Below are 23,225 nucleotides of genomic sequence, written 5' to 3'. Positions count from 1 at the left end.
CGCCGTCAGGCCAGGCCCGCAGGTCCGGGTGGGAGATTCACCGGGACGGCCAACACGCCGCTGCGCCCGGGCACGGTGCCCATGCCCACGCCTTTACGCGGCAATGCCCCCAGGTCCAGCGTTGCGGCGTAATCCGCCATGCTGCCGACGCGCAGACCGGACTGGCTCCAGCCGGTCAGCAGGGCATCGAACACGGGCGCGAGTTGGCCGCCTTCCAGTTCGGCGTGCAGGGTGTAGACATGGTCGCGGCCGTCCAGCGAAAGCTTGAGCAGGTGCGCGGCCACGTTTTCGGGGGTGATGCCGTCCACGCCGATGAGTTCGTCCAGCGTCGGCAAGGTGGTCGGCAACTGCGGCACGGCGAGGGCGCGGCCATGGACCACGGGGCGATACGGCGCATCGCCTCGGCCGTCCGAGGCGAGGGTAAAGCCGAGTTCTTCTTCCAGCAGGTAGGCGGCGTCGTTCATCTGCCAGCCCGCGGCGCCGTGCACCTTGGGCGCGTGGCCGAAAATCTCGGCGAAGCGATCCACCGCCAGCCGCATCTGGCGCCGCGTCCATGCGGCGTCCTTGCGCGCGACGTTGTCCTGCCAAAGGATGTGGTCCCAGGTGTGGACGCCGACCTCGTGCCCGGCGCGGTAGGTCGCGCGCATCGGTTCGGCCGCCAGCCGGCCGATGTCCGGCCCCGGCAGCAGGGTGCCGTAGAGCAGGGTCTTGAGGCCGTAGTGGCTGGTGACCGAGGTGCGCCGCACCTTGGCCAGGAACCCCGGGCGGAACACGCGCTTGAGCGCGCGGCCGGTATGGTCGGGTCCGAGACTGAACAGGAAGGTGGCGCGCAGACGATGGCGCGCCAGAAGCCGCAGCAGCGTGGGCACGCCTTCGCGCGTGCCGCGCAGGGTGTCGACGTCGACCTTGAGGGCGAGGGTTGCCATGCCGTACGGTGTCGCAGACTTGGTGCGCGGCTCAGTTCCCGCCGTCGTCCATCAGCGCGCGCGCCTGGCCGATCTGGCCGCGGTAGGCCTCGAAGATCTTGCGCAGGGCGGTGTCCATGTCGGCCTTCGGCGTCCAGTCGAGGTCTCGCATGGTGTTGGTGATCTTGGGCACGCGGTTCTGCACGTCCTGGTAGCCGGAGCCGTAGTAAGCGCCCGAGCTGGTTTCGACCAGCCGGACCTGTTTCGCGCTGTCGCGGTATTCGGGGTATTCCGCCGCGAGACGCAGCATGCGCTCGGCCAGATCGCGCACCGAGTGGTTGTTGGCCGGGTTGCCGATGTTGTAGATCTGGCCCTTGGCGACGCCGTTCTTGTTGTCGATGATGCGCATCAGCGCGTCGATGCCGTCGTCGATGTCGGTGAAGGCGCGCTTTTGCTGCCCGCCGTCGACCAGGCTGATGTTCTCCCCGCGCACGATGTGGCCGAGGAACTGGGTGACCACGCGCGAGCTGCCTTCCTTCGGCGTGTGGATCGAGTCCAGCCCGGCGCCGATCCAGTTGAAAGGCCGGAACAGGGTGTAGTCCAGCCCTTCCTGCTGACCGTAGCCGGCGATGACGCGGTCCATCAGCTGCTTGGAGCAGGCGTAGATCCAGCGTGGCTTATTGATCGGGCCGTAGATCAGCGGCGAGTTCTCGGGGTCGAATTCGGCGTCCGTGCACATGCCGTAGACCTCGGAGGTGGAGGGGAACACGAGGCGCTTGCCGTGCTTCACGGCCGCGCGCACGATGGGCAGATTGGCCTCGAAGTCCAGTTCGAACACGCGCAGCGGCGCCTTCACGTAGGTGGCGGGCGTGGCGATGGCGACCAGCGGGAGGATGACGTCGCACTTGCGCACGTGGTATTCGATCCACTCCTTGTTGATGGTGATGTCGCCCTCGAAGAACTTGAACCTGGGGTTGGGCAACAGATCGTCGATGCGATCCGTGCTCATGTCCATGCCGTAGACCTGCCAGTCGGTGGCGGCCAGGATGCGTTTGGACAGGTGGTGGCCGATGAAGCCGTTGACGCCGAGGATGAGGATTTTTTTCATGGCAGATGCGCTGCGAGTTCCGAAACTTGTTGCGGGCTGAGGGGCGTGCCTGGGAAGCCGGCGTCCCACAGTTCGAGGATATGGATGACCCCGCCGTCACCGGCCCTGGCCAGCAGCTTGCCGGCCGCCGCGTGCAGGCCGAGGCCGCAAGACTCGGGCAGCAGGGCGGCGATCTCGGGCCGCGCCAGGCGGGCCCGGGCGACGACGAGTCGCCTGCCGCCCGACTCGAAAAACGCGCCGGGGTAGGGTGGCGCCACGGCGCGGATGAGGTTATAGAGTTCGGCCGCCGGCCGGGTCCAGTCGAGCCGCCCGTCCTCGGGCTTGCGGCCGCCGAAGTAGCTGCCCTGCGCGAGCGGGTTGGGCCGGCGCGGCAGTTGCCCCCGCATGAGCTGCGGCAGCACGCTCCACAGCGCGATCTCGGCGGCCACGGTCACCTTGTCGAACACGTCCTTCGCCGTGTCGTCGGGCAGGATGGGCACCGCCTGTTGGGCGACGATGTCGCCGGCGTCGGGCTTGGCTTCCATGACGTGCAGGGTGGCGCCGGTTTCGCGCTCCCCGTGCAGCACGGCCCAGTTCACCGGCACCCGCCCGCGGTACTTGGGCAGCAGGGATCCATGCATGTTCAGCGCAGCGATGCGCGCCGTGGCCAGCAGCGCGGGCGGCAGCATGCGGCGGAAGTAAAAGGAAAACAGGTAGTCGGGATGGATGGCCGCCACGCGCGCCTGCAGTTCGGGCGGCACGGACAGATCCACCAGGGCCACCGGGATGCCATGCTCGGCCGCGACGGCGGCCACGCTCTCGAACCAGATGGTTTCACCGGGGTCGTCCGGGTGCGTGAGCACCAGCTCGACCTGCATGCCGCCTGCCAGCAGGGTGCGCAGGGCGCGTGCGCCAACGTTGTGATAGGCGAAGACGACGGCGCGCATGCGGCGGGTGCGGGCGGCTGAGTCAGCGACGGGAGGCGGCGAAGCGGTTGGCCTCGGCCTGCGCATTGCCGCTGGCGGGCGCGATGCCGGCCGTGGTGTCGTCCAGCACGGCTTGCACCACGTAGCGGGGACGGCCGCGCACCTGCTCGTAGACGCGCCCGATGTATTCGCCCAGCAGCCCCATGCTGAACAGCAGCACGCCCAGCAGGCAGAAGGTGATGGCGAACAGGGTGAACACCCCCTGGACCTGCGAGCCGAACAGCAGGCGTTCGATCATCAGGTAGAGGAACAGGGCGCCGGAGGCCAGCGACAGCAGGATGCCGAGGAAGGACATGAACTGCAGCGGCATGAGCGAAAAGCCGGTGACCAGGTCGAAATTCAGCCGGATGAGCTTGAACAGCGAATACTTGGACTCCCCGGCGGCGCGTTCCTCGTGGGCCACTTCGATTTCGGTGGGGCGCAGCGAGAAGGTGTAGGCCAGCGCCGGGACGAAGGTGTTGACTTCGCTGCAGCGGTTGATGGTGTCGACCACGTCGCGCCCGTAGGCGCGCAGCATGCAGCCCTGGTCGGTCATGCGCACATGGGTGATTTTCTCGCGCAGGGTGTTCATCGCCAGGCTGGCGTTGCGGCGGAACCAGGAATCCTGGCGCTGCAGGCGGATCGAGCCGACATAGTCGTAGCCTTCGCGCATCTTGGCCACGAGCTTGCCGATTTCCTCCGGCGGGTTCTGCAGATCGGCGTCGAGGGTGATGACGATGTCGCCCCGCGCGTGCTCGAAACCTGCCAGGATGGCCATGTGCTGGCCGTAGTTGCCGTTGAACAGGATGGCGCGGGTGACGTCCGGACGCTTGCGCTGCTGCTCGGCGAGCAGCGCGGCGGAGCGGTCCTTGCTGCCGTCGTTGATGAAGATGATCTCGTAGCGCTCGCCGAGGGCGTCGAGCGCGGGGTAGAGGCGGGCGAACAGGGAAGCGAGGCCGGCTTCCTCGTTGTAGACGGGAATGACGACCGACAGCGCCAGGGGCGGGGCGAAAGTGCTCATACCTTGAATTCTCGCAGCACGGCGGAGAGCGCCTCGGCGACGCGGCCGATGTCGCCGTCCCGCATGCCCGGAAACAGCGGCAAGGTCAGGGTGCCCGCGCCGACGCGCTCGGCATGCGGGAAGTCGCCCGGCTTGAAGCCCATCTTGCGGTACAGGGTGAACAGGTGCATGGCCGGGTAGTGCACCCCGGTGCCGATGCCGCGGTCCTTGAGCCGCTGCATCACCCCGGCGCGCTCCACCCCGTCGGGCAGCACGACCTGGAACATGTGCCAGTTGCTGTCGGTGAAGTCGCGCACCGGAAGCTGCACGCCGCGCCCTCCGAGGTCGAGGCCGTCGAGCGCGACGCAATAGGCTTGGGCGAGTTCCCTGCGGCGGGCGTTGAAGTCGTCCACGCGCTGCAACTGGCCGAAGCCCACGCGCGCCGCCACGTCGGTGAGGTTGGCCTTGCCGCCCAGCACGTCCACATCCATGCCGTCGAGGCCGAAGCGGCGCACGCCCTGCAGGCGCAGGCGCTCGGCAAGCGCGGGGTCGGCGTCTTCGGGCAGCACCAGGCAGCCGCCTTCGATGCTGGTGGCGTTCTTGTTCGGGTGGAAGCTGAACGAGGCGAAATCGCCGAAGCCGCCGATGCGCTTGCCGCGCCAGGTGCTGCCGATGGCCTGCGCGGCGTCTTCCAGCACGCGCAGCTTGTGGCGCTGCGCGATGGCGTCGATGGCGTCGAGATCGCACGGCAACCCCGCCAGATGCACCGGCAGCAGAACCTTGGTGCGCGGCGTGATGGCGGCTTCGATGCGCGCCGTGTCGATGTTGCGCGTCGCGGGGTCGATGTCGACGAACACCGGCGTCGCGCCCACGGCGAGGACCACGTTGGCCGTGGCAACCCAGGACAAGGGGGTGGTGATGACTTCGTCCCCCGGCCCCACGCCCAGCATGCGCAAGGCCACTTCCATGGTCACCGTGCCGGAGTTGAAGGCGCGCACCGTGCGCCCGCCGAAGTAATCCGACAGCGTTTGCTCGAAGCGGGCGGCCCAGGGCCCGGTGGTGATCCAGCCCGAGCGCAGCACCTCGGCGACGCCGGCGATGGTGGCTTCGTCGATGTCGGGTCGCGTCATCGGAAGGAAGTCGGAGGCAGTGGTCATGGTGGGTGGGTTCAGGAGCGGGCGACGAGGATCACGCCGACGATGATGATGGCGATGCCGAGCAGTTTCTGGGCCGTGAGCGCCTCACCGAACAGCCACCACGCGGCGAAGGCCGTGACCACATAGCCGAGAGAAATCATGGGATACGCCATGGACACCTGCACCCGCGTGAGCGCGAGGATCCACACCACCACCGACACGGCGTAGCAGGCCAGGCCCAGCAGAATCTGCCATTGCAGGGCGAAATGCAAGCCGGCCTGCCAGAGGTTGCCGAGCGTGAACGAGAACCGCCCGGCGGTTTCGGCGCCGGCCTTGATCAGCAGCTGCGCGGCGGCATTGAGCATCACCCCGGTCAGCACCAGCACGAGCGCCACCGTGCTCACGTGCGTGCTCCCGTGAGTCGGCGAGCCGCTTCGCCGGGGCTGGCGGCGCTGCATTCTGTCGGGTCCGGCACGGGGCTCATGGCTTGTCCTGGTGGTTGGTGCCGCCCGCCGTGGGGGCATTCCACGCCGCCGGGAGGCGCGCCGCGGCGGCTTGCGCCGCGGGCCCGTAATTCTGCCCCGGTTTGGCGATCACGGCATAACGCGGGGTGAGGTCGATGATGCGGAACGGCAGGCCCATCGCGCGCAGTGCGGCCAACTCGCCCACCGGCATGAAGGCCAGCGGCAGCCTGTCCTGTTCCCAACGCTTGGCGAAGTCCGCGACGCTGGGCACCCACAGTTGCGGCTGCTGGGTGATGCCGAAATGCAGCTCGCCCTCGTAGGCCACCACGGTCACCGTGCGGCGCAGGTAGAACGGCAGGGTCTGGTCGTAGGTGCCCACGGCGTAGAAAGGCTGACCCGCGTGCAGCCAGGGGCGGATGGCGGCGACCACGTCCTTGGTCGACGCGGTGCGTCCCAGGATCTGGAAGGCCTGCGTGCCCACCGTGAGTCCGACGAACATGCCGCCGGCCAGCACCAGCACGGCAGCGGTGCGGCGCCCCGCGCCCTCCAGACGCCAGGCCAGCAGACTGCAGATCAGGCCAAGCACCGCGGTGATCTCCAGCCACCAGCCGTATTGCTGATACAGCGCAGCGGGCGTGATGGCATTGCCCGCGCGCCACAGTTGCGTGAAGCCGACGATGGCCGCAAGCGAGATGGCCGCGTTCAGCACGAACTGCCAGCGCAGCGCGCCGCGCGGCGCGCGTGCGAAGCGCTCGCCCATCATCAGCGCCAGCGCCGGGAAGATGGGGAGGATGTACGAGGGCAGCTTGGAGTGCGAGGCGCTGAAGAACAGGAAAATGAACACCGACCAGATCAACAGCACCCAGTTCGGGCGCAGCGCGGCACGCGCGGACGATGTGGCAGCGCGCTCGGCCATCGGCTGCTTGTAGGCGTGCCACAACCCGGGAAGCAGTCCGCCCAGCCACGGCACGATGCCCAGCAGCAGAATGGGAATGAAGTAATACCAGGGCCCAGGCCGCTGTAGTTCGGGCGTGAGGAAGCGCGTGAACTGCTGGTAGACGAAGAAGTAGTCGAAGAATTCCGGGTTGCGGATCTGCACCCAGACGTACCAGGGCGCCGCGATGGCGAGAAAAATCAGCAGCCCGGACGCGATATGCAGGCGCTTCCACAGGCCCCAGTCGCGGGTGATCAAGGTGTAGAGCACCAGTGTCGAGCCCGGGAACGCGACGCCGATCAGTCCCTTGGACAGCATGGCCAGGGCCATCATGGCCCAGCAGGCCCACATCCACCCGCGCGTTTGCGCCTTCGTCGCGGCCTGGCGTTGCGCCAGCAAAAAGGCGAACAGGCTGCCGGCGAGAAAGGCCGACACGCCCATGTCCAGCGTGTTGATATGGCCCAGCCCGACCCAATACAGCGAACTGGCCAGAATCGCCGCCGCATAAAGGCCGGTACGAGGGCCATAGAGAACCCGGCCGGCAAATCCCGTGAACAGGATGGTGAGAAAGCCGGTGAGCGCGGTCCACAGCCGGGCCTGCCATTCGCCCAGGCCAAACAGTTCGTAGGCGGCGGCGGTGGCCCAGTACTGCAGAGCTGGTTTCTCGAAATACTTGAAGCCGTCCAGGCGCGGCGTCACCCATTCGCCGCTGGCCACCATTTCGCGCGGGATCTCGGCATAGCGGCCCTCGTCGGTGGGAACCAGGTCGCGCAGGCCCAGCACGCCGAACCACAGCGCGGCAAGCACGACGGCCAGCGCCAGGAGCACGCCACGCGAGGGAAGATGGTCTTGTGGGGAGGGGGAAGTCACGGAACAGGCGGTTGGACGTAGGCCGTTCGTGGTGCCGGTGAAAGGAATCGAAGAGCTAGTATTTATGCTGCTTCCAGGCGGTTTGGTGCAAATTCTGGTGCAAGTTTTCAAGGGTAGGAACGCGAACTCAACTGTAAACAATTCGACAAGGGCTTAAGTCTATCGCTGGAACCAAAGCGGCATCAGCGCGCGGTCCTTGGGCGGCCACCCTTGGACGTTGGCGCGCCCTCGCGATGGCTGGTCGCCCATTCGATCACTTCCGCGGCGCTCCAGCGCGGCGTGCCACGCACTCCGGCTACCGTCGGCAAACGGATCGCTTTGGGAAATCCTGGCATCAACGCGTAGCGCTCGGACACTTGGCGGGAGCCAACCTTGAGGTAGGCAGCGATTTCCTTGGCGCTCCAGAGTTCAACGTCAATGGGGACGGGGCGTGCAATGCGCTGTGCAATCACGGTTGCAAGCGCGTCAAGCTCGGCATTCAGGGCTGGCAATTTGGTTGCTGTAAGCATGGGGCATCTCCTTGCGTCCATTTCACGTCACGCATCCTGAGTTGCAACCTCGAAAAACATGAAAATCACCCCATCATTTGGAGGCGTATAAAGGTGACTGGTGGCTTCTTGGTCAAGCTAGGAGGCCGTCGGACTTGAGTCCGAGCGAAGCCGAATGATTGGTGCGACGCGTTTTTTTGGACGGCGGCGCGCTGATCGAGCGCTCTCGATGATTGACGAGACACTGTGAGGGCGCATGGGGCCGCCTGAGGACTCGGTTTGGGCGTGATCGGGGCGCATTTTGCCCTCACGCCGCGCGCAGTACGTGCATGCGCTTGATGTTCCAGGCCATGGTCACCAAGCTCCATTCGCCTTGTGCCTTGGCCAGCCCGCGCATGCTCATCTGGCGCCAGCCCATCACCCGCTTGATGATGCCGAACACCGGCTCCACCGTCTGCTTGCGCAAGCTGTAGAGGGCTCGCCCGGCCTGTGTGCTCAGCCGGTGCGCCATCTGCACCACCGGGTCCGTCGTCTGGGGTTCGGGCGCATCGGATGCGAAGCGCTCCATCACGGGCGTGTGATGCGACTGCCTCTTGAGCGCCAGCAGCGGCTCGACCCCGGCATCGCCGCAGGCGATCACGTTGGCCTGGCTGAAGAAGCCGTTGTCCGTGATCAGTGACTGCACCTCGCCCAGCACCGCAGGCAACGCCACGATCTGCTCCAGCGTGGGCACGACTTCGCGCTTGTCGTTGGGTGCCTGGCTCACATGCCGGGTGATCACCATCATCGTCTCGGTGTCCACGCCGGCTTGCGCGTTATAGCTTTGCTCGAAGCCCCCACCCGACACGGGCATGATGCGCGACTCCTCATCCGTGAGGTTGACTTGGTCGCTGCTCCGGGGGCCGGCCTGGGGCGGCTCGGGGTCCTTGCCGCGCGGCGTCCGTGCGGCCTCGCGCTGAGACTTGCGCTTGGCCGTCTTCGCCTCGTACTCCTGCTGCTCGCCCAGATGACGCTCGGCCGCGCGCTGCTCGATCCTGGCCTTGGCCTGTGCAATGGCGCTCAATCGGTCTTCACGCCGAGCGATCTCCGCCGGCACGTCCATGCCATCGGGCACCGCCGCGCGATCGCTGTTCTCGGCCAGCGCCAACAGGGTTTGCACTTCCTGGCGCAACTGCGCCTCGATCTTGTTGGCATGCGCCCACGACAAGGCCTTGTGCTTGCTGGCGTTGGCGTCGATCTTGGTGCCGTCCAGCGCGATGTGCCCGAGCTTGAGCAGCTTCATCTCGCGCGCCAGCACCAGCACCTGCACGAACAGCGCCTCCACCTCCCTCAAGAAGCGGCGGCGGAACGTCGCCAGCGTGTCGTGGTCAGGATGCGTGTTGGCCGCCACATAGCGGAACGCCACCGAGTCGTAGGTCGCGCGCTCGATCTTGCGGCTGGAATGCACGCCGTTGGCATAGCCGTCAATCAGCAGGCCCAGCAGCACTGCAGGATGGTGCGCCGCCGAACCCCGCCCCGCGTACTGCCGGGCCAGATCGCTCAGATCGAGCTGCTCGATGACTTCGACCACGAAGCGCGCCAAGTGATCTTTGGGCAGCCATTCGTCCACCGACGGCGGCAACAGATAGGCGGTGTCTCGGTCTACAGGAACGAAGCGGCTCATCGGGGCGGGCTGGGTTGTGCAGCAGCGATTGTCTCGGACAGTCTCAGCATCTGGAACACTGGAAAGCCCGACAAACTCCTAGGCAGGCGCGTCATGGCCGTGCCGCGGATGATCTCCGGAATCGTCCATGCGAAGGCGAAGGCGAAGGGCGACAAACTACCCAGCCCCTTCACATTGATGCCGCTGCGTGAAGGCTCCTAACAACGCACCCGTGAGCGCGTGGTAGCTCCCCATTTAGGCCAACAGCAGATAATCGGGCGCCACGGACAATTGCGCTCACTCCCGCGCGGTGCTCGATGGAAACCAGGATATTCCTGCGAAAAACTCGTCGAGCCCGAAGCACAGACCGATCCAGGCCGCGAAGGCTGATCGGAATGCCCGGCCTTCGCGCCCGGGAGCCATGACAAGCTATACGAAAAATCCGCCGACCGTGAGGCATGCCGTGTAACCCTGGTCGCCGTGGCCGAACGACAGCCCAAGGCACACGCCAAGGATGACGGCCATGAACGCTTGCGCAAGCGCTCACGGCAAGACGGCCCTGTTGTACTTTGATATGGACGCGCCCGATACGATCTTTAGAGGTGTCAGCAAACAAAGTGGACCTTGGCGGAAAACCCGGACCGTTCGCTGGAGTGTTTTGAATCGGATCAAGGACTTGCAAGTGGATGACCTGTTGCGGCGCCCAATTTCTGGGGTGCATCGGGCGCGATGAATGCCAAAGCGGCCGTGCAGGGATAAGACCAGATCGCGCACGCCTGGCTCGAGAACCTCAGGGCGTGCGGTCGGGTCGGCAACACAGACTGTTCGAATGCGCATGAACGCCTCACGCCATGCGCGTCGCCACCTTCCAGAACCCGCGCGCATTCGCCAGCACGGGCCTGGGCAGCACGCTGAAATCCACCCCGGCGAAGACATCGCGCATGGCATCCTCGAAATACTGCGCGCCGCCTCCAGCCAGGATCAGGTGGTCAACTCGCACCTTGTTCGATTGCTGGCTGCGCTGGAGCATCTCAGCCATGCGCTGCGCGATGATCCTGGCGCCCTTGCGCACCGTCTGGCGATACTCCGAGAAATCGATGCTGCCGACGCCGACCAGGGAAATCCTGCCGCGCTCCAGCCCGTCCTCGACCGTCTGGATGTCGACACGCGCATTGGGGTGCTTGCGAGTGATCGCCACAGACACGTCCTTGAGCAACTCTGACACCCCGCCGTCGAACGCCCCCGACAGATCCGGAATGATCACATGGCCGCGCATGGCGAACCAGTCGAACGTCTTGTAGCCAGGATCGGCCACGATCACCGTATCGCCTTCCGGGGGCGGCACGGTCAGGCGTCCGCGCCAATCCGTCATCGCGCCGACCGGCTGCGGCATGACCTTGATCGCCTTCGCCCGCACGAACACCGTGTCCTTCCCATAGGCGGCACGAAGCTTTGCCGGGACCGGAACCTCAAACCCCTTGCCCATTTCGGCCGCCAGACCCTCCCGGAACTTGCCGAAGCTGTAGACAGGCAGGCCAACGACGAGCGCGTCGACCCACTCGACCACCTCGCCGAGATCCTTGAACGCCATGTGCAGGGCTCCCGCGACCAGCGCGCGGTATTGCGGGGTATGGATGTAGTCGTCGTGCAGCGTGCGGCCATACACCGCAGTGGACGGGCCGACGACATAATGGCGGCCGTCGACCAGCACCAGCACCTCGTCAGTCTGCCCGGCAGAGGACAGGGCGCGGTAATCCTCCAGGTCGCGGATTTCGTGCGCCACCGATGGGATGATGACGTTGTGCTCAGGCCCGGCANCGAGCGCGTCGACCCACTCGACCACCTCGCCGAGGTCCTTGAACGCCATGTACAAAGCGCCGGCGACCAGCGCGCGGTACTGCGGGGTGTGGATATAGTTGTCGTGCAGCGTGCGCCCATAGACGGCGGTGGATGGGCCGACGACATAATGGCGGCCGTCCACCTGCACCAGCACCTCGTCGGTCTGCCCGGCCGAGGACAGGGCGCGGTAATCCTCCAGATCGCGGATCTCGTGCGCCACCGATGGGATGATGACGTTGTGCTCCGGACCTGCGTCGGTGGACCAGACGCCCTTGGTGTTGCCATAGCCCACGTCCAGGCCGAGGTTGAAACGAATGACTGCCATATTGAGACTCCAGGTTGAAAGGTTTTGGATTTGCGCCAGCAGGCGTGATCAGGCGAGCTTGCTGAAATCGAGTTCGTCGATGAACGTGTTCACATGCCCAGGATCTGAAACCGCCGGTGCGGCAACCTGATGGGGGGCCAATGAGGCAGGCATGGGAACGGGTTGTTGCGCGGCGCCTTGCCCATAGAGCATGGCCGTGCCGGTGTAGATGACTTGCTGAATCGCGCGGGCGCGATGTTGCTTCCCGGGGCCATGCGGGAGACGGATCAGGTGTTCATATAATGGCCTCAAGCCCGGGTCTTCCGGGTCGATGGTGAGATTGAAACGCACGCTTTTTCCTCACGATTTGGATAGCGAAAAACAGACCACGTCAAGCCAACGCGGATGAGCCGGTTTGCGGCGAGAAATCCGCCGATTGGGCCGAGAAACCAAGTTGGTCCGCGTCAAGGCCATGCAGTTGTTCTACACCGACATGCTGCATCCGCAAGCCGGTGGCGCCGCAGTTGAAAAATGACCCGCACGGCATGGGATTCGGTCCACACAAACCCCCGGTCTTCGGTTTAGGATGCAACCAGCCCATCACCGGGCACCGTTTTCCAACCCCGCACAAGCGGAAAGTGTCTCCAGCCGGCATGCCCGGTTTCTTGCGCCTTGCACGAGGCGCAAGGTCTCGCAAGAGACCATCGCACCATGCCGCCGCCAGGCGGTTTTTTTGACGTCCCTCACCAAAAAAAACAGCAGAACCCTGAGTGAGGCACGAACCGAGTCCACACGCGCTTTTCCGGGTATAAAAGACACCCTTCACCATCCAGTAGCAGAAAAAATCGTCGCCGCAGAAGCTGGGCAAGGCAGCCCCATCGTCGTTTCGCACGCATCATGATCTTGGTGCGGCGGGCGCGATGAAGCCATGTCTCCCGAGGGAGCATGGCCGCCCGATCGAGGTCGGGTCTCCAAGAATTAAAGCGCTGATGCCGCGCGCCGGGTCGCTCCGGCAGCATCCGCATGGCCCCCGTCAACGGGCCTGTTCCCTCTTCGCAGAGGGAGACCACCACCCGCAAGGGCGTGGCAGTTGGAAGCGGTGGCGACCGCTTTTGACTGAATTCGGGACTCCTGAAGCAATCTCGCCCCCTGTACACAGGTGAAAAGGCAGGACCCGGGGCCTCAATCCGTGGCGGTGAACGAGACACACCTGACTGTCTCAACCCCACATCCATGCTCGGTGCGTGGATGGTTGGTTCTTTACCCTGATTGCGCGCGCCGGGATGATGGGCGCGATGCGCCGCGGCCCACCCAGGAGAACTGGCGGCTTGCGCCGCGGCGGGTGCGACGAAAACTCTCAGCGATGGGCTGGTTTTTGCGTCGGCTTGCGCCGCGGCCACCTCTACCTTGACGGTTTCAGGAAGGAGCAGCCATGGCGACAGCCGCAGAAACCAAGCCAATCATCCGCCTCGACTTCGAGGGCAACCCCATTCTGGTGCAGATGGGAGACGACGGAAGCGTCTGGTATGCCGCCAAGCCCCTGTGCACGGCGCTCGGGTTCACGAAGATGACTGCAGCCCTTGAACGGCACGTCAAGCCAGGCGATCAACAGCCGCGAGGCGTGCCCACGGGAAGTGGCGTGCAACAGATGATGCACGTCAACGAAGCCGGGATGCAGGCGCTGGCATCAGCCAGCCGTCTGGTGGCCGCGAGACGTTTCAGGAAGTGGATCGTCGCTGGCGTGATTCACGCCGCTGTACGCGCGATGGAAGCCCAAGACGGCGAGGTGCTTGGAGACAGGCTCCAAGGAATGACGGAATTCAAGCCGGTCGAGCCAGAGCGACAAGCGTCATGTCCAGCGCCGCGCGGGCAGGAGGCGCAAGTTCAGGCAGCGGCAGAGCAGCAGGGGCAGGCCATGAGTACAGAGGTGATGGAATTCAGCTTCGGCGACAAGACGTTCAAAGCCACACTTGGATTAGACGGGCAGTCATGGTTTGTGGCATCAGAGGCGTGCGAAATCCTCGGTTTTGGCAATCCGCGCCAAGCTGTATCCACCCACGTTGAAGAAGAAGATCGGGGCGTCCATTCGATGGACACCCTTGGCGGCAAGCAGAAGGTGACAGTCGTCAATGAGTCAGGCTTGTACGCGCTGATTGTTGGCAGCCGCAAGCCCGACGCCAAGAAATTCAAGAAGTGGGTCACCAGTGAGGTGCTTCCGACGATCCGCAGAACGGGTCGCTACAGCGTGGAAAAGCCGGCATCCCCAGCCCTTGGCCCGATTCAAGCCCCCGGCACGCAAGAAAAGCTGCAAGGCGCGATGGACGTCGCCCGGGCCTTGATCGGTGTCGGCGAAGCGACACTCGGGCGAGAGGGCCTCAAAGTGCAAATCCCCCATCTCAGCCACCAGGAAGTCGCCCTCGGACTGGCCGGGCTGATCCTGAAGAACAAGCGCTTCCTGCTGACGGTGGACGACATCGAGCATCCGGTGATCCGTCCGCTCGAGAAAAACGAAATGATCATCCAGGCGAGCGGCAGCGAATGGATCGACAAGCTGCTCAGCGTCATGAGCCAGGATCAACTCAAGGCCATGGCGCGGCTTGCGATGGCCCGGATCGTTTAAGTCTCGACGAGGCAAGAAACCATGATGCACGTCTCGAAGATGATTGTTGTCCGGCGCGAGTACCGGGGCCAGCCGCTGGTCGTGCTGGTCCGTAACGGCCGTCCCTGGTTCGACTTCAAGGCCGTTTGCCAGGCCATTGGGGTCAAGGACGTCGAGGGCGAGGCCGCGTTATTGGGGGATGGACACGTCACTTGCGTCGACACCTACGACGAGGACGGTTCGGTGAACCGGATCATCAAGTGCAGCGTCGAAGGGTTGGATGTCATTCTCGACCGACGCCAAGCGAGCGCCTACAAGGCATGGGTGATCGACGTCGTCATGCCGGCGGTTCATCACGCCATCCGAACCATCATACGCAAGCATCCAGAGGCCGCGGCGCTGCCGCCGGTCGCTGAAGGCGTGGATTGGTTGATCGATGCGCTGGATGCTGGTCATGCCGAGCCTGCGGTTACGTTGGGGTGCCTGGCATGAACCGGATGCCGCTCACCGGCATCTGGCCGGAGCCAGTCGTCACGGCGATTGCTTGGATTCTCGCCAACCGGCTGCCAGGCGCGAGAGCATCGGATTTGGACGTGTACAGGATTTACATCGACGATCCATGCGACGGCACGAGATCCGAGCTTTCGGAGCATGAAGATCATGGAGAAATCAGCGTTCACCGCCTGCGCGCCGATCTTGAGGTCTGGCAAACCATGCCATCGTCATGCAAGGTCTGCGGTGCGGGGTTTGCGGTAGCCCAGCCCGAAGCCCATGGCTCCGAGTTTTTGGCGCGCTACGAGATACACGACAGACGACACTTGCCGACACTCGAGCCGCACACGCTCAACCAAGGCGTCGCCGAGGCCCCGCCAATCGAATCCAGTGAGAAAGCTAACCAGATCGCGCTGGCTTACTCTTACCCCTGAGCCAACCCAATGACGACGGCGAAACCGGACAGGGTCGTGTACAGCGCGTTTGGATGAAGAAAATGACGATCCTGACGCTGGTCTTGCAGACCCAGGTCTGCGGCGTATGCGGTTCCTGGATCGTCATGGCGCCGGCGCGGACACGGCGACGTGCCGACTGAAAACTCAGCTTCGCCAATCGGCACCGGGCATGATGCGGCGCATGAAGGCGTCGAACAACGGCACCGTGAACGCCGTGTCCCCGTGATTGGGGCTCCAGATCATGCCCTTGGCGATGAGCTGACCGCGCGTGGGTCCAAGCGACGTGACGTTACGGCCAAGCACATCCGCGATGTCACCCGAGCGGTGTGGCCCGGGGCCAAGCTCCGCCATGGCACGCATGTAGCGTTTCTCCGTTGGGGTCAGGCGGTCGAATCGCACCCGAAAGAAACTCTCATCCAGGGCGGCAAGGGAAATCTTCGAGGCCTCCTCGACATCGGCTGCGGTAATCGGGGATGCGCGAGCCGCATCCCAGGCTTGCTTGCCCCACTCCTGGATGAAGTAAGGGTAGCCGTGCGTTTCCACGACGATGGCGTGTAGCGCGCCGCCGTCGATGACCACGCCCTGGTCATGCAGAGGTTTGGTGATCGCGAGTTCGGCCGCGTCATCGGGCAGGGGGCCGATTTCCGGGAAATCGAACAGTCGCTCGGCGTAGGACTTGGCCAATCCCATTTGACCGCGGAGCTGTGGCAAACCAGCGCCAACCATCGTCACGGGTAAGCGGCGCTGAGCACAGCGGTGCAAGGCCGTGATGAGGGCCGCCAATTGCTCCTCATGCACATACTGCAGTTCGTCCAGGAACAGCACGAGGGCAGTGCCAGCCTCACGTGCGGCGACCCCGACCGCTTCAAACAAGTCGGGAAGGTCATTTTCGAGATCGCCGTTATCGGCCAGTCCTGGCTCCGGATCGAAATCCAGGCCGACTTCGATATCCTGGTATTTGAGCTTGAGCGCCCTGGCGAATCCGGCCAACCCCCTGAGAGCGCGTGTGGCGAGATCCTTGGCTTGATCGTTGCGGGACAGCCGAAGCAACGCGATGCGCAGTTGAGGCGCCAGGATGGCAGGCAATGATCGCTGCTCCGGCGCTTCGATCCTCACGCATTGGAACCCGCTGGCTGCGGCATCTTCCCGCATGCGGTCCAGCAAGACCGTCTTGCCGACGCCGCGCAGGCCGACCATGATGACGCTTTTGGTTGGGTGACCGAGGCGCACGCGCTCCAGCGCGATCCGGACGGTCTCACGCACCGCGTCTCGACCGGCAAGCTCTGGCGGAGGCGTGCCGGCGCCTGGCGCGAATGGGTTGTGGATCGGATTCATATGCGAGAATTTTACACGACAAAACCATATTTACAAAGAATACATAAGTTCGGATAAACTCGGTAAGAATCCAGCCGCGCTACACATCCTCGCGCAGCATCGGCAATCCGGCATCACGCATGTCGATCGAAGCTTGATTTTGTCCCAGCAAGCGGGATTTCAAAGCGTCGCGCGGAGAAAATAGGAACATCTTGAGGCGACGACCGGGGCTGCCGGATGCGGCGATTAGCCGCCACATTCGCCGCGTATGACGCGGAGAATGACTTGCCCTTGCGGCGAATTGGGTGTTTAATCTCCGCATGAACGGCGGAGAACAACACTACATCTGGCAAGCCGACGACTGGCCCAACTGGCGCTACGACCTGTCCGCGCTGGCCGGGCCGCTGACCGAGGTCAGCCGCGCCCAAGGCGTGCTGCTGGGCCGCCTGGCCGACGTGGGGTTGGCGCTGCGCGATCAGGCTAGTCTCGCCGCCTTGACCGAGGACGTAGTCAAGACCAGCGAAATCGAAGGCGAAGTGCTGAACGTCGAATCCGTGCGCTCGTCCATCGCCCGGCGTCTGGGCGTGGACATCGGCGCAGTAGCTCCGGTCGATCGGCACGTCGAAGGCGTGGTCGAGATGGTGCTCGACGCCACGTCCCACGCCGCCGCCCCGCTGACCGCCGAGCGCCTGTTCGGCTGGCACGCGGCGCTGTTCCCGACCGGGTATTCGGGCATGAACAAGCTCACCGTGGGCCAGTGGCGCGACGATGCCGCCGGGCCGATGCAGGTCATCTCCGGCCCGGTGGGGCGGCGCAAGGTCCACTTCCAGGCGCCGCCCGCCGAGATGCTGCCCGCCGAGACGGCGCGCTTCCTCGCGTGGGCCAATGAGGAAACCGGCGAGCCGATGCTCATCAAGGCCGGGCTGGCGCATCTGTGGTTCGTGACGCTGCACCCCTTCGACGACGGCAACGGGCGCATCGCCCGCGCCGTGGGCGATCTGTTCCTGGCCCGCGCCGATGGTAGCCCGCAACGCTTCTACAGCCTGTCGGCGCAAATCCAGCGCGAGCGCAAGGACTACTACGACGTGCTGGAGCGCTCGCAGAAAGGCACGCTCGACGTCACCTGCTGGCTGTCGTGGTTCCTCGGTACGCTCGGGCGCGCCGTCACCAGCGCGCAGACCACACTGGATGCCGTGCTGGTCAAGGCGCGTTTCTGGCAACGCAGGGCAGGCACGCCGTTGAACGAGCGGCAGGTGAAGCTGCTCAACCGTCTGCTCGACGGCTTCGAGGGCAAGCTCACCAGCAGCAAGTGGGCAGCCATCGCCAAGTGCTCGCCCGACACCGCGCTGCGCGACATCACCCAACTGTTGGAACTGGGCGTGCTGAAGAAGTCGCCCGGCGGCGGGCGCAGCACCGGCTACGAATTGGCGGATCAGTAGTCGGATGCCGGAAGCGGAAGTCAGACGGGCAGCGATGCCAAGGCCTGCTGCAACGATCTGCGCTGGTCGTCCGGATCGGTCTTTGCGTTGATGCCCTGATCCTTGGCCTCCTGCAACCAGCGCTTGGCCCATGCCATGACCTCGTCGCGGTCGAAGCGGATGAGTGTATGCGTCCAGCGAACCCGTCTTGACGCGGGTCCGGGCGCAGGTCAGGCGGCAGCCGGAGGCGGCGCGCTGGCCGCGACCCAGCGGTAGGCCTGCAGCACCCGCTGCGTCAAAGGTGACGAGTTCTGGGCACTCTCCGCCGGGCGGTGTTCATGTTGCCCCGTCCTGTCACCCGACCAACTTCAGGGATTGATGCATGAACGACGACGCAACAGCCGTGCTGACGCCCCGCCCATCTCCACATCCTCATGCCTTCGACACCGGCAACATCATGCCAGCGTCTCGGCGGTTTTTCGAGGCTCCCAGTTGTCGCTGAGCGCAAGGTAATTGTCGGCCGCCAGTTTTTGCAGCCATGGTGATCTCCTCGATCTCTCACTTGAGATACGTTGTATCGCAGACGATCAGCAACCAGAATCAATCTCCCGGACCGTGCGGCCGCCAACCATCGGCGCAGCAAAGTCGGTGAAGCCTTGCGTTGAAATCAGGCCAGCACCACCTTTGTATGGACCTCGACCTTGAGCGCATGCTTGATGGCCGCAAAAACTGCCGAGATGTTGCTCATGGTCGGATTGCCGGACTGCGACAGCATCCGGTGCAGACTCTTGGCCGGCTTGTGGATTTCTTCAGCCAGCGCCTCGAAACCGACCGTAGCGTTGACGAGGTCGCGCAGGATCAGCTTCGCCGATTCTGGCTCACCGTTGACGAACAATGTGATGGCCTGCACGCCAGGCCGATCTGCTCCCGGTCGATTACGACCACGTCGTCTTCACGCCGCCCACGCCCATCGCCGAGATCGCATACCAGAACAAGGCCGCCGTGTATGCCTTGCTGTTCGACGTCGCCGCCGAAGTGCTGCTGACCATTGCCGCCGACCCCAAGCACCTCGGTGCTCGGATCGGCGCCACGCTCGTGCTGCACACCTGGGGCTCGGCGCTGACGCATCACCCCCATGTGCACGGCATCGTGCCCGGCGGCGGCCTGGCACCCGACGGTACCTGGCGCGCCTGCCGAGCCGGATTCTTCCTGCCCGTGCGCGTGCTCTCGCGCCTGTTTCGGCGGCGCTTCCTCGAAGAACTCCAGCGCCTGCACGAGGGCGGGCGACTGCGCTTCTTCGGCGAGCTCACGGCGCTGGCTGAAGCCGGCGCCTTCGCCCACTGGCTCGCGCCCCTGCGCCGCACCGAATGGGTGGTCTACGCCAAGCGCCCGTTCGCCGGCCCCGCGGCCGTGCTGGCCTACCTGTCGCGCTACACGCACCGGGTGGCGATCTCCAACAGCCGATTGCTCAGCATGGACGCGCGCGGCGTGACCTTCCGCTGGAAGGACTACCGCGCCCGCGGCAGCATGCGTCGCAAGGTCATGACGCTGGCCTGCACCGAGTTCATGCGCCGCTTCCTGCTGCATGTGCTGCCCGCCGGCTTGCATCGCATTCGCCACGACGGCTTGCTGGCCAACGGCCGTCGCACATCAGGCCTTTCAGCAGCATTCACCAATCCGATGGACTCGTCCTGAGTCACACCCGAAACCTGCTGTAGGTTCAGCCCCATTGCAGCGCAATCAGGCTCCAATTTTGTGCATCGTACGACAGGCGCGACGTGTTAGGCAGCTCTCTAGCCATGCGATTTACGCATTTCTGTTGGCATGACAATTGCTTGCGTACAATCGTTGTAAAAATGGTATACAAAAATTCACCATATTACATTAATGGATGTATTCATTTCAGCAACCAAGGCTCAGCCAAATAGGGCCACTTCACTCCTCACTGCATAAGCGCAATGTGTGAATTTCCGCAATTTTCTAATTCTGACCATTGGAGTTGACGATGTGCCCTGAACGCCGAACTGTCCTCAAAGCTTCACTCGCTGCATTGACTACACCCTTTTTCGCGCGGACCAGTCTAGCCGCTGATTTGACAACTTTGAGCATGCAAGCCTCTTGGGTCAATGATGCCGAATTTGCCGGATATTTCGTGGCTATGGATAACCATCTTTACGAAAAGCAGGGGGTTGTATTGCATTACAAACCGGGTGGGCCGGACGTCATACCTGAGAGCACCTTGCTCGGCGGCGCAGCAGACATTGCACTAACAACACCAGATACGACCATCAAGGCTATCGCTAAGGACGGCGCGCCATTTCGCATCATAGGTGCGCAATTCCAGAAAAATCCTCTCGGTGTCGTCAGTTTGGCTAAGTCGAATATCCGTAAGCCTGCAGATCTCGTCGGTAAAGTGCTTGCAGTGCCACCTGTCAACACCTTGTCCGTGATGGCGATGTTTCGGATGAATAGAATTGATCCAAAATCGGTCAAGATCGTTCCTTATCAATATGACCCCACGCCACTTATCAAGGGAAATGTCGACGCTACTGTTGATTTCACGACAGATGTTCCTTTCACAATAGAACAAGCAGGACTTAAAGCCTCGTCATTTTTGCTCTATGATTATGGTTTTACGATTTACAACGATACGGTTGTCGTGACATTAAACACACTGAAAAAAAAGCGAGCTGCACTCATAGGTTGGTTGCGAGCCAGCCGAGAGGGATGGGTGGAAAACCTGAAGGATCCCAGCTTTTACCCACCGAAATTTTCGACGACTTGGTTCAAGGGAACAGGGCGTACGACGGCTAACGACGTATTTACGAATACAGCGGACAAGCCGCTGATCGAGAGCCCGAAAGGGATCTATGCGATGACGCCAGAGGGTGTTGAAATGAACATTAAGGCGCTGGCAGCAATTGGAATCAAGGCGAAGAAAGAGTATTTCGACACATCTCTCCTCGCTGAGCTATGACCGCATCGCTCCCTTCGCTCTTGATTTCTCAGCTTGAGAAGTCGTTCTCCGTGGGGGGCAAGGCAGTTCGGGCATTGCAAGACATCTCGCTGAGCTGTCCTGAGGGTTCGTTCACTGCGCTCATCGGCCCATCTGGCTGCGGCAAATCCACTTTGCTGAGGATCATCGCGGGGCTTGAGAGCGGGGATAGTGGCAAGGTACTTGTCGGGGGATCCATGCCCGATGTGCTGCGCCGCAGGGGTGCGTTAGGAGTAGCCTTTCAGGATCCTGCACTCCTGCCTTGGCGTAGTGTTAGACGCAACGTCGCACTGCCATTTGATGTACTAGGTCATCGCCCGACAAATTGGCGGCCCCGCGTCGATAGTCTGATCAGACTAGTCGGACTTTCTGCATTCGCAGACGCACTTCCCCGCCAGCTTTCCGGCGGTATGCGCCAGCGTGCATCAATTGCGCGTGCACTTGTAACCAATCCTAGTCTGCTTCTGCTCGATGAGCCCTTTGGTGCACTAGATGAAATCCTTCGACGCAGTATGAACCTGGAGCTCCAACGCATATGGTTGGAACAACCAGCCACAGCCGTTTTAGTGACGCACGACATTGAAGAAGCAGTGTTCCTAGCCGACCAAGTCGTGGTCATGCAGTCGCATCCTGGGCGCATTACGCGTATCTTGCCAGTGCCATTCCCGCGTCCAAGACCTCGGGCGCTGATGCGTGCTCCCGAATTCCATGCGTTGGTGGACGAGCTTGCAACGCTATTGGAAGGTACTCAAGCAGCATGAGGTCTCGCTATTCGACGATTGTCGGGCTCCTGACTCTGCTGGGTTTGTGGCAGCTCGCCGGACAAAATGGTTGGGTAGCAGATGGGGTCCTTCCCGCGCCATCGGCGATCTTGACACAGATTTTCAGTGACCGCGCGGAGTACCTTCCTCACGTCATGGCGACAGCCAAGGCTGCATTCCTCGGCTTCGCAGCGGGCAATGCGATAGCACTGATCGTGGCGATGCTCGTGATCCGATGGCCGCTCGTCGAGCGATGGACAGCAGGGATCAACATTGCAATTTTTACGGTCCCCCCCATCGCTGTGGTCCCTGTGCTCCTTATTGTGCTTGATGCTCAGGTCGAACGCGTCGTCATTGCCGCCCTAATGGTGTACTACACGAGCCTTGTGTCAGCCATACTTGGCATGCGTCAAGCTGATACGCGAGCTTTAGACGTTGTGCACGCCTACGGTGGAGGGGCATGGACAGCTTTGCGCCTAATCCGGTTTCGCTCAGGCCTACCAACAATGCTGGCTGGACTGCGAATTGCTGCGCCAAATGCTGTTCTAGGCGCAATCCTGGGCGAGTTTGGTAGCGGATTAAGGTGGGGGCTGGGCAGTTTTTTGCTGGGCTCTATGGGGCGCGCAGACCCCGTTCGTCTTTGGGGCATTGGCTTGGTCGCCACTGCCTTGGCTGGCTTCGCCTACAGCATTGCTTGGCTTCTCGGTGTCTTGTTTACTCGTGGGGCCACTCCAGCCACCCTTGCCACAGGGCGCAGTCACATGCCGGTGTTACAGACGCGGATGCAGCATTTATTCCAGTTGATCGGGACTGTTTTGCTGCCATTTACAGCCTGGTGGCTCCTATTGGATCTTGCGCGATTATCACCTATTATCGCAAAGACGCCAGCCGGTGTTTTTGAATACCTGTTCACGGCTTCTGGTGCTGGGGATTCACGGGCAACTTTGATTAGCGCGCTTGCGATCACCATGCCACATGCCCTCTATGGACTCGCTGTCGGCATACTTTTCGCGTTCATTCTCGCGATACTGGGCGTACTCATGCCACCATTGGTGCGCAGCCTTATGCCAATCGCGCTTGTCTCGCAATCCATGCCGTTGGTTGCCCTGACGCCGCTCATCGTTCTCCTGTTTGGTCGCGGCCTGACGGCCACGCTTGTCATCGCGATCTCGGTGACGTTTTTCCCTGCCTTTGTCACCATCAGCGAGGGGCTAGCACAGGTACCAAAAATTGCGTTTGATGTCGTGCGCAGCTATGGGGCTGGACCCTTTCGCCAACTGTTTTCGGTGGCAATACCTTTCTCAACCCCTTATATTTTAGCTGCTGCTCGGCTGGCCGCACCGCGCGCACTCCTGGGAGTGATGATTGCAGAATGGCTCGCCACTGGGGTCGGCCTTGGCAACTTATTGAACCAGTCTCGTGGCATGCTCGATTATGGAATGATTTGGGCCGTTGCCTTTGTATCAGTCGCGGTTGCCACGATGTTCTACGCAGTTGTTTTCACCATCGAGTCCATTCTTCTCAGACGCTTCTAGTGTATTTGCCGGTAAATGCTCG

20 protein-coding genes and 1 pseudogene are annotated in these 23,225 nt (G+C 63.0%); 8 read left to right on the top strand and 13 right to left on the bottom strand.

The features are described 5' to 3' along the window. Positions 1 to 5: 5 nt before the first annotated feature. From THIARS_RS17540 to THIARS_RS17495, 11 genes are all read right to left on the bottom strand, one after another. On the bottom strand, positions 6 to 926 hold the full coding sequence (locus THIARS_RS17540) for a polysaccharide deacetylase family protein (RefSeq protein ID WP_094162003.1): 921 nt from the start codon (positions 924 to 926) through the stop codon (positions 6 to 8). Positions 927 to 957: 31 nt separating this feature from the next. After that, on the bottom strand, positions 958 to 2,013 hold the full coding sequence (locus THIARS_RS17535) for a bifunctional UDP-4-keto-pentose/UDP-xylose synthase (RefSeq protein ID WP_094162002.1): 1,056 nt from the start codon (positions 2,011 to 2,013) through the stop codon (positions 958 to 960). Beyond that, positions 2,010 to 2,939 carry a formyltransferase gene (locus tag THIARS_RS17530; RefSeq protein ID WP_094162001.1) on the bottom strand — a complete coding sequence of 310 codons (930 nt, stop codon included), beginning with the start codon at positions 2,937 to 2,939 and terminating at the stop codon, positions 2,010 to 2,012. Before THIARS_RS17530 ends, THIARS_RS17535 begins: the two co-directional genes overlap by 4 nt. 22 nt (positions 2,940 to 2,961) lie before the next feature. Continuing rightward, positions 2,962 to 3,978, bottom strand: coding sequence for a glycosyltransferase (locus tag THIARS_RS17525; RefSeq protein WP_094162000.1), 1,017 nt, complete (start codon positions 3,976 to 3,978; stop codon positions 2,962 to 2,964). Next, positions 3,975 to 5,114 (bottom strand): DegT/DnrJ/EryC1/StrS family aminotransferase, encoded by a 1,140-nt coding sequence (locus tag THIARS_RS17520; RefSeq protein WP_094161999.1) that lies wholly within the window; start codon positions 5,112 to 5,114, stop codon positions 3,975 to 3,977. Before THIARS_RS17520 ends, THIARS_RS17525 begins: the two co-directional genes overlap by 4 nt. A gap of 11 nt (positions 5,115 to 5,125) precedes the next feature. Continuing rightward, positions 5,126 to 5,497, bottom strand: coding sequence for an SMR family transporter (locus THIARS_RS17515; protein ID WP_094162232.1), 372 nt, complete (start codon positions 5,495 to 5,497; stop codon positions 5,126 to 5,128). A gap of 76 nt (positions 5,498 to 5,573) precedes the next feature. After that, entirely contained in the window at positions 5,574 to 7,361 is a 1,788-nt protein-coding gene (locus THIARS_RS17510; RefSeq protein WP_245845972.1) for a glycosyltransferase family 39 protein, read from the bottom strand. Between the two features lie 182 nt (positions 7,362 to 7,543). Further along, positions 7,544 to 7,870 carry a hypothetical protein gene (locus tag THIARS_RS18460; RefSeq protein ID WP_013107026.1) on the bottom strand — a complete coding sequence of 109 codons (327 nt, stop codon included), beginning with the start codon at positions 7,868 to 7,870 and terminating at the stop codon, positions 7,544 to 7,546. Between the two features lie 286 nt (positions 7,871 to 8,156). Continuing rightward, complete coding sequence (locus THIARS_RS17505) at positions 8,157 to 9,512, bottom strand: IS1182 family transposase (protein WP_094161998.1); 1,356 nt, start codon at positions 9,510 to 9,512, stop codon at positions 8,157 to 8,159. An 823-nt stretch (positions 9,513 to 10,335) separates the two neighbouring features. Beyond that, a complete protein-coding gene (locus tag THIARS_RS17500) occupies positions 10,336 to 11,655 on the bottom strand; it encodes a ParM/StbA family protein (RefSeq protein ID WP_094161997.1) in 1,320 nt (439 codons plus the stop codon). Between the two features lie 48 nt (positions 11,656 to 11,703). After that, entirely contained in the window at positions 11,704 to 11,985 is a 282-nt protein-coding gene (locus tag THIARS_RS17495; protein WP_094161996.1) for a hypothetical protein, read from the bottom strand. A 1,081-nt stretch (positions 11,986 to 13,066) separates the two neighbouring features. Here THIARS_RS17495 and THIARS_RS17490 point away from each other — a divergent pair. From THIARS_RS17490 to THIARS_RS17480, 3 genes are read left to right on the top strand one after another with little or no spacing between them, the layout of a single operon-like run. Next, complete coding sequence (locus tag THIARS_RS17490) at positions 13,067 to 14,254, top strand: BRO-N domain-containing protein (protein ID WP_094161995.1); 1,188 nt, start codon at positions 13,067 to 13,069, stop codon at positions 14,252 to 14,254. Positions 14,255 to 14,275: 21 nt separating this feature from the next. After that, a complete protein-coding gene (locus tag THIARS_RS17485) occupies positions 14,276 to 14,725 on the top strand; it encodes a BRO-N domain-containing protein (protein WP_094161994.1) in 450 nt (149 codons plus the stop codon). Continuing rightward, entirely contained in the window at positions 14,722 to 15,159 is a 438-nt protein-coding gene (locus THIARS_RS17480; protein WP_094161993.1) for a hypothetical protein, read from the top strand. Before THIARS_RS17485 ends, THIARS_RS17480 begins: the two co-directional genes overlap by 4 nt. 165 nt (positions 15,160 to 15,324) lie before the next feature. On the opposite strand, the gene THIARS_RS17475 is transcribed toward THIARS_RS17480, so the two are convergent. Then, positions 15,325 to 16,515 carry an ATP-binding protein gene (locus tag THIARS_RS17475; protein ID WP_094161992.1) on the bottom strand — a complete coding sequence of 397 codons (1,191 nt, stop codon included), beginning with the start codon at positions 16,513 to 16,515 and terminating at the stop codon, positions 15,325 to 15,327. A 299-nt stretch (positions 16,516 to 16,814) separates the two neighbouring features. Between THIARS_RS17475 and THIARS_RS17470 the strand changes: the two genes are divergently transcribed. Further along, positions 16,815 to 17,933, top strand: a complete 1,119-nt coding sequence (locus tag THIARS_RS17470; RefSeq protein WP_094161991.1) for a Fic family protein — start codon at positions 16,815 to 16,817, stop codon at positions 17,931 to 17,933. A 646-nt stretch (positions 17,934 to 18,579) separates the two neighbouring features. On the opposite strand, the gene THIARS_RS18725 is transcribed toward THIARS_RS17470, so the two are convergent. Beyond that, positions 18,580 to 18,822 carry a helix-turn-helix domain-containing transcriptional regulator gene (locus THIARS_RS18725; protein WP_186436763.1) on the bottom strand — a complete coding sequence of 81 codons (243 nt, stop codon included), beginning with the start codon at positions 18,820 to 18,822 and terminating at the stop codon, positions 18,580 to 18,582. Here THIARS_RS18725 and THIARS_RS17460 point away from each other — a divergent pair. From THIARS_RS17460 to THIARS_RS17445, 4 genes and pseudogenes are all read left to right on the top strand, one after another. Beyond that, positions 18,822 to 19,574 (top strand): annotated as a pseudogene (locus tag THIARS_RS17460) (IS91 family transposase); the annotation flags it as partial. The gene THIARS_RS18725 and the pseudogene THIARS_RS17460 sit on opposite strands and share 1 nt — an antisense overlap. A 343-nt stretch (positions 19,575 to 19,917) precedes the next feature. Next, positions 19,918 to 20,889: an ABC transporter substrate-binding protein gene (locus THIARS_RS17455; RefSeq protein WP_094162230.1), complete on the top strand. Its 972-nt coding sequence runs from the start codon at positions 19,918 to 19,920 to the stop codon at positions 20,887 to 20,889. Beyond that, positions 20,886 to 21,668, top strand: a complete 783-nt coding sequence (locus THIARS_RS17450; protein WP_094161990.1) for an ABC transporter ATP-binding protein — start codon at positions 20,886 to 20,888, stop codon at positions 21,666 to 21,668. The genes THIARS_RS17455 and THIARS_RS17450 overlap by 4 nt, the downstream gene beginning before the upstream one ends. Next, on the top strand, positions 21,665 to 23,203 hold the full coding sequence (locus THIARS_RS17445) for an ABC transporter permease (RefSeq protein WP_094161989.1): 1,539 nt from the start codon (positions 21,665 to 21,667) through the stop codon (positions 23,201 to 23,203). The genes THIARS_RS17450 and THIARS_RS17445 overlap by 4 nt, the downstream gene beginning before the upstream one ends. Positions 23,204 to 23,225 lie beyond the last annotated feature (22 nt).

The organism is Thiomonas delicata (assembly GCF_900088825.1).
Lineage (GTDB): Bacteria > Pseudomonadota > Gammaproteobacteria > Burkholderiales > Burkholderiaceae_C > Thiomonas_A > Thiomonas_A delicata.
The sequence above is the reverse complement of the archived record's forward strand: the minus strand, read 5'-3'. Positions and strand labels throughout refer to the sequence as shown.

Bases quoted from the DNA above. Each gene is read 5' to 3' on its own strand.
- THIARS_RS17540 (WP_094162003.1), bottom strand. From the start codon at position 926: ATGGCAACCCTCGCCCTCAAGGTCGACGTCGACACCCTGCGCGGCACG.
- THIARS_RS17535 (WP_094162002.1), bottom strand. From the start codon at position 2,013: ATGAAAAAAATCCTCATCCTCGGCGTCAACGGCTTCATCGGCCACCAC.
- THIARS_RS17530 (WP_094162001.1), bottom strand. From the start codon at position 2,939: ATGCGCGCCGTCGTCTTCGCCTATCACAACGTTGGCGCACGCGCCCTG.
- THIARS_RS17525 (WP_094162000.1), bottom strand. From the start codon at position 3,978: ATGAGCACTTTCGCCCCGCCCCTGGCGCTGTCGGTCGTCATTCCCGTC.
- THIARS_RS17520 (WP_094161999.1), bottom strand. From the start codon at position 5,114: ATGACCACTGCCTCCGACTTCCTTCCGATGACGCGACCCGACATCGAC.
- THIARS_RS18460 (WP_013107026.1), bottom strand. From the start codon at position 7,870: ATGCTTACAGCAACCAAATTGCCAGCCCTGAATGCCGAGCTTGACGCG.
- THIARS_RS17505 (WP_094161998.1), bottom strand. From the start codon at position 9,512: ATGAGCCGCTTCGTTCCTGTAGACCGAGACACCGCCTATCTGTTGCCG.
- THIARS_RS17490 (WP_094161995.1), top strand. From the start codon at position 13,067: ATGGCGACAGCCGCAGAAACCAAGCCAATCATCCGCCTCGACTTCGAG.
- THIARS_RS17485 (WP_094161994.1), top strand. From the start codon at position 14,276: ATGATGCACGTCTCGAAGATGATTGTTGTCCGGCGCGAGTACCGGGGC.
- THIARS_RS17480 (WP_094161993.1), top strand. From the start codon at position 14,722: ATGAACCGGATGCCGCTCACCGGCATCTGGCCGGAGCCAGTCGTCACG.
- THIARS_RS17475 (WP_094161992.1), bottom strand. From the start codon at position 16,515: ATGAATCCGATCCACAACCCATTCGCGCCAGGCGCCGGCACGCCTCCG.
- THIARS_RS17470 (WP_094161991.1), top strand. From the start codon at position 16,815: ATGAACGGCGGAGAACAACACTACATCTGGCAAGCCGACGACTGGCCC.
- THIARS_RS17455 (WP_094162230.1), top strand. From the start codon at position 19,918: ATGTGCCCTGAACGCCGAACTGTCCTCAAAGCTTCACTCGCTGCATTG.
- THIARS_RS17450 (WP_094161990.1), top strand. From the start codon at position 20,886: ATGACCGCATCGCTCCCTTCGCTCTTGATTTCTCAGCTTGAGAAGTCG.
- THIARS_RS17445 (WP_094161989.1), top strand. From the start codon at position 21,665: ATGAGGTCTCGCTATTCGACGATTGTCGGGCTCCTGACTCTGCTGGGT.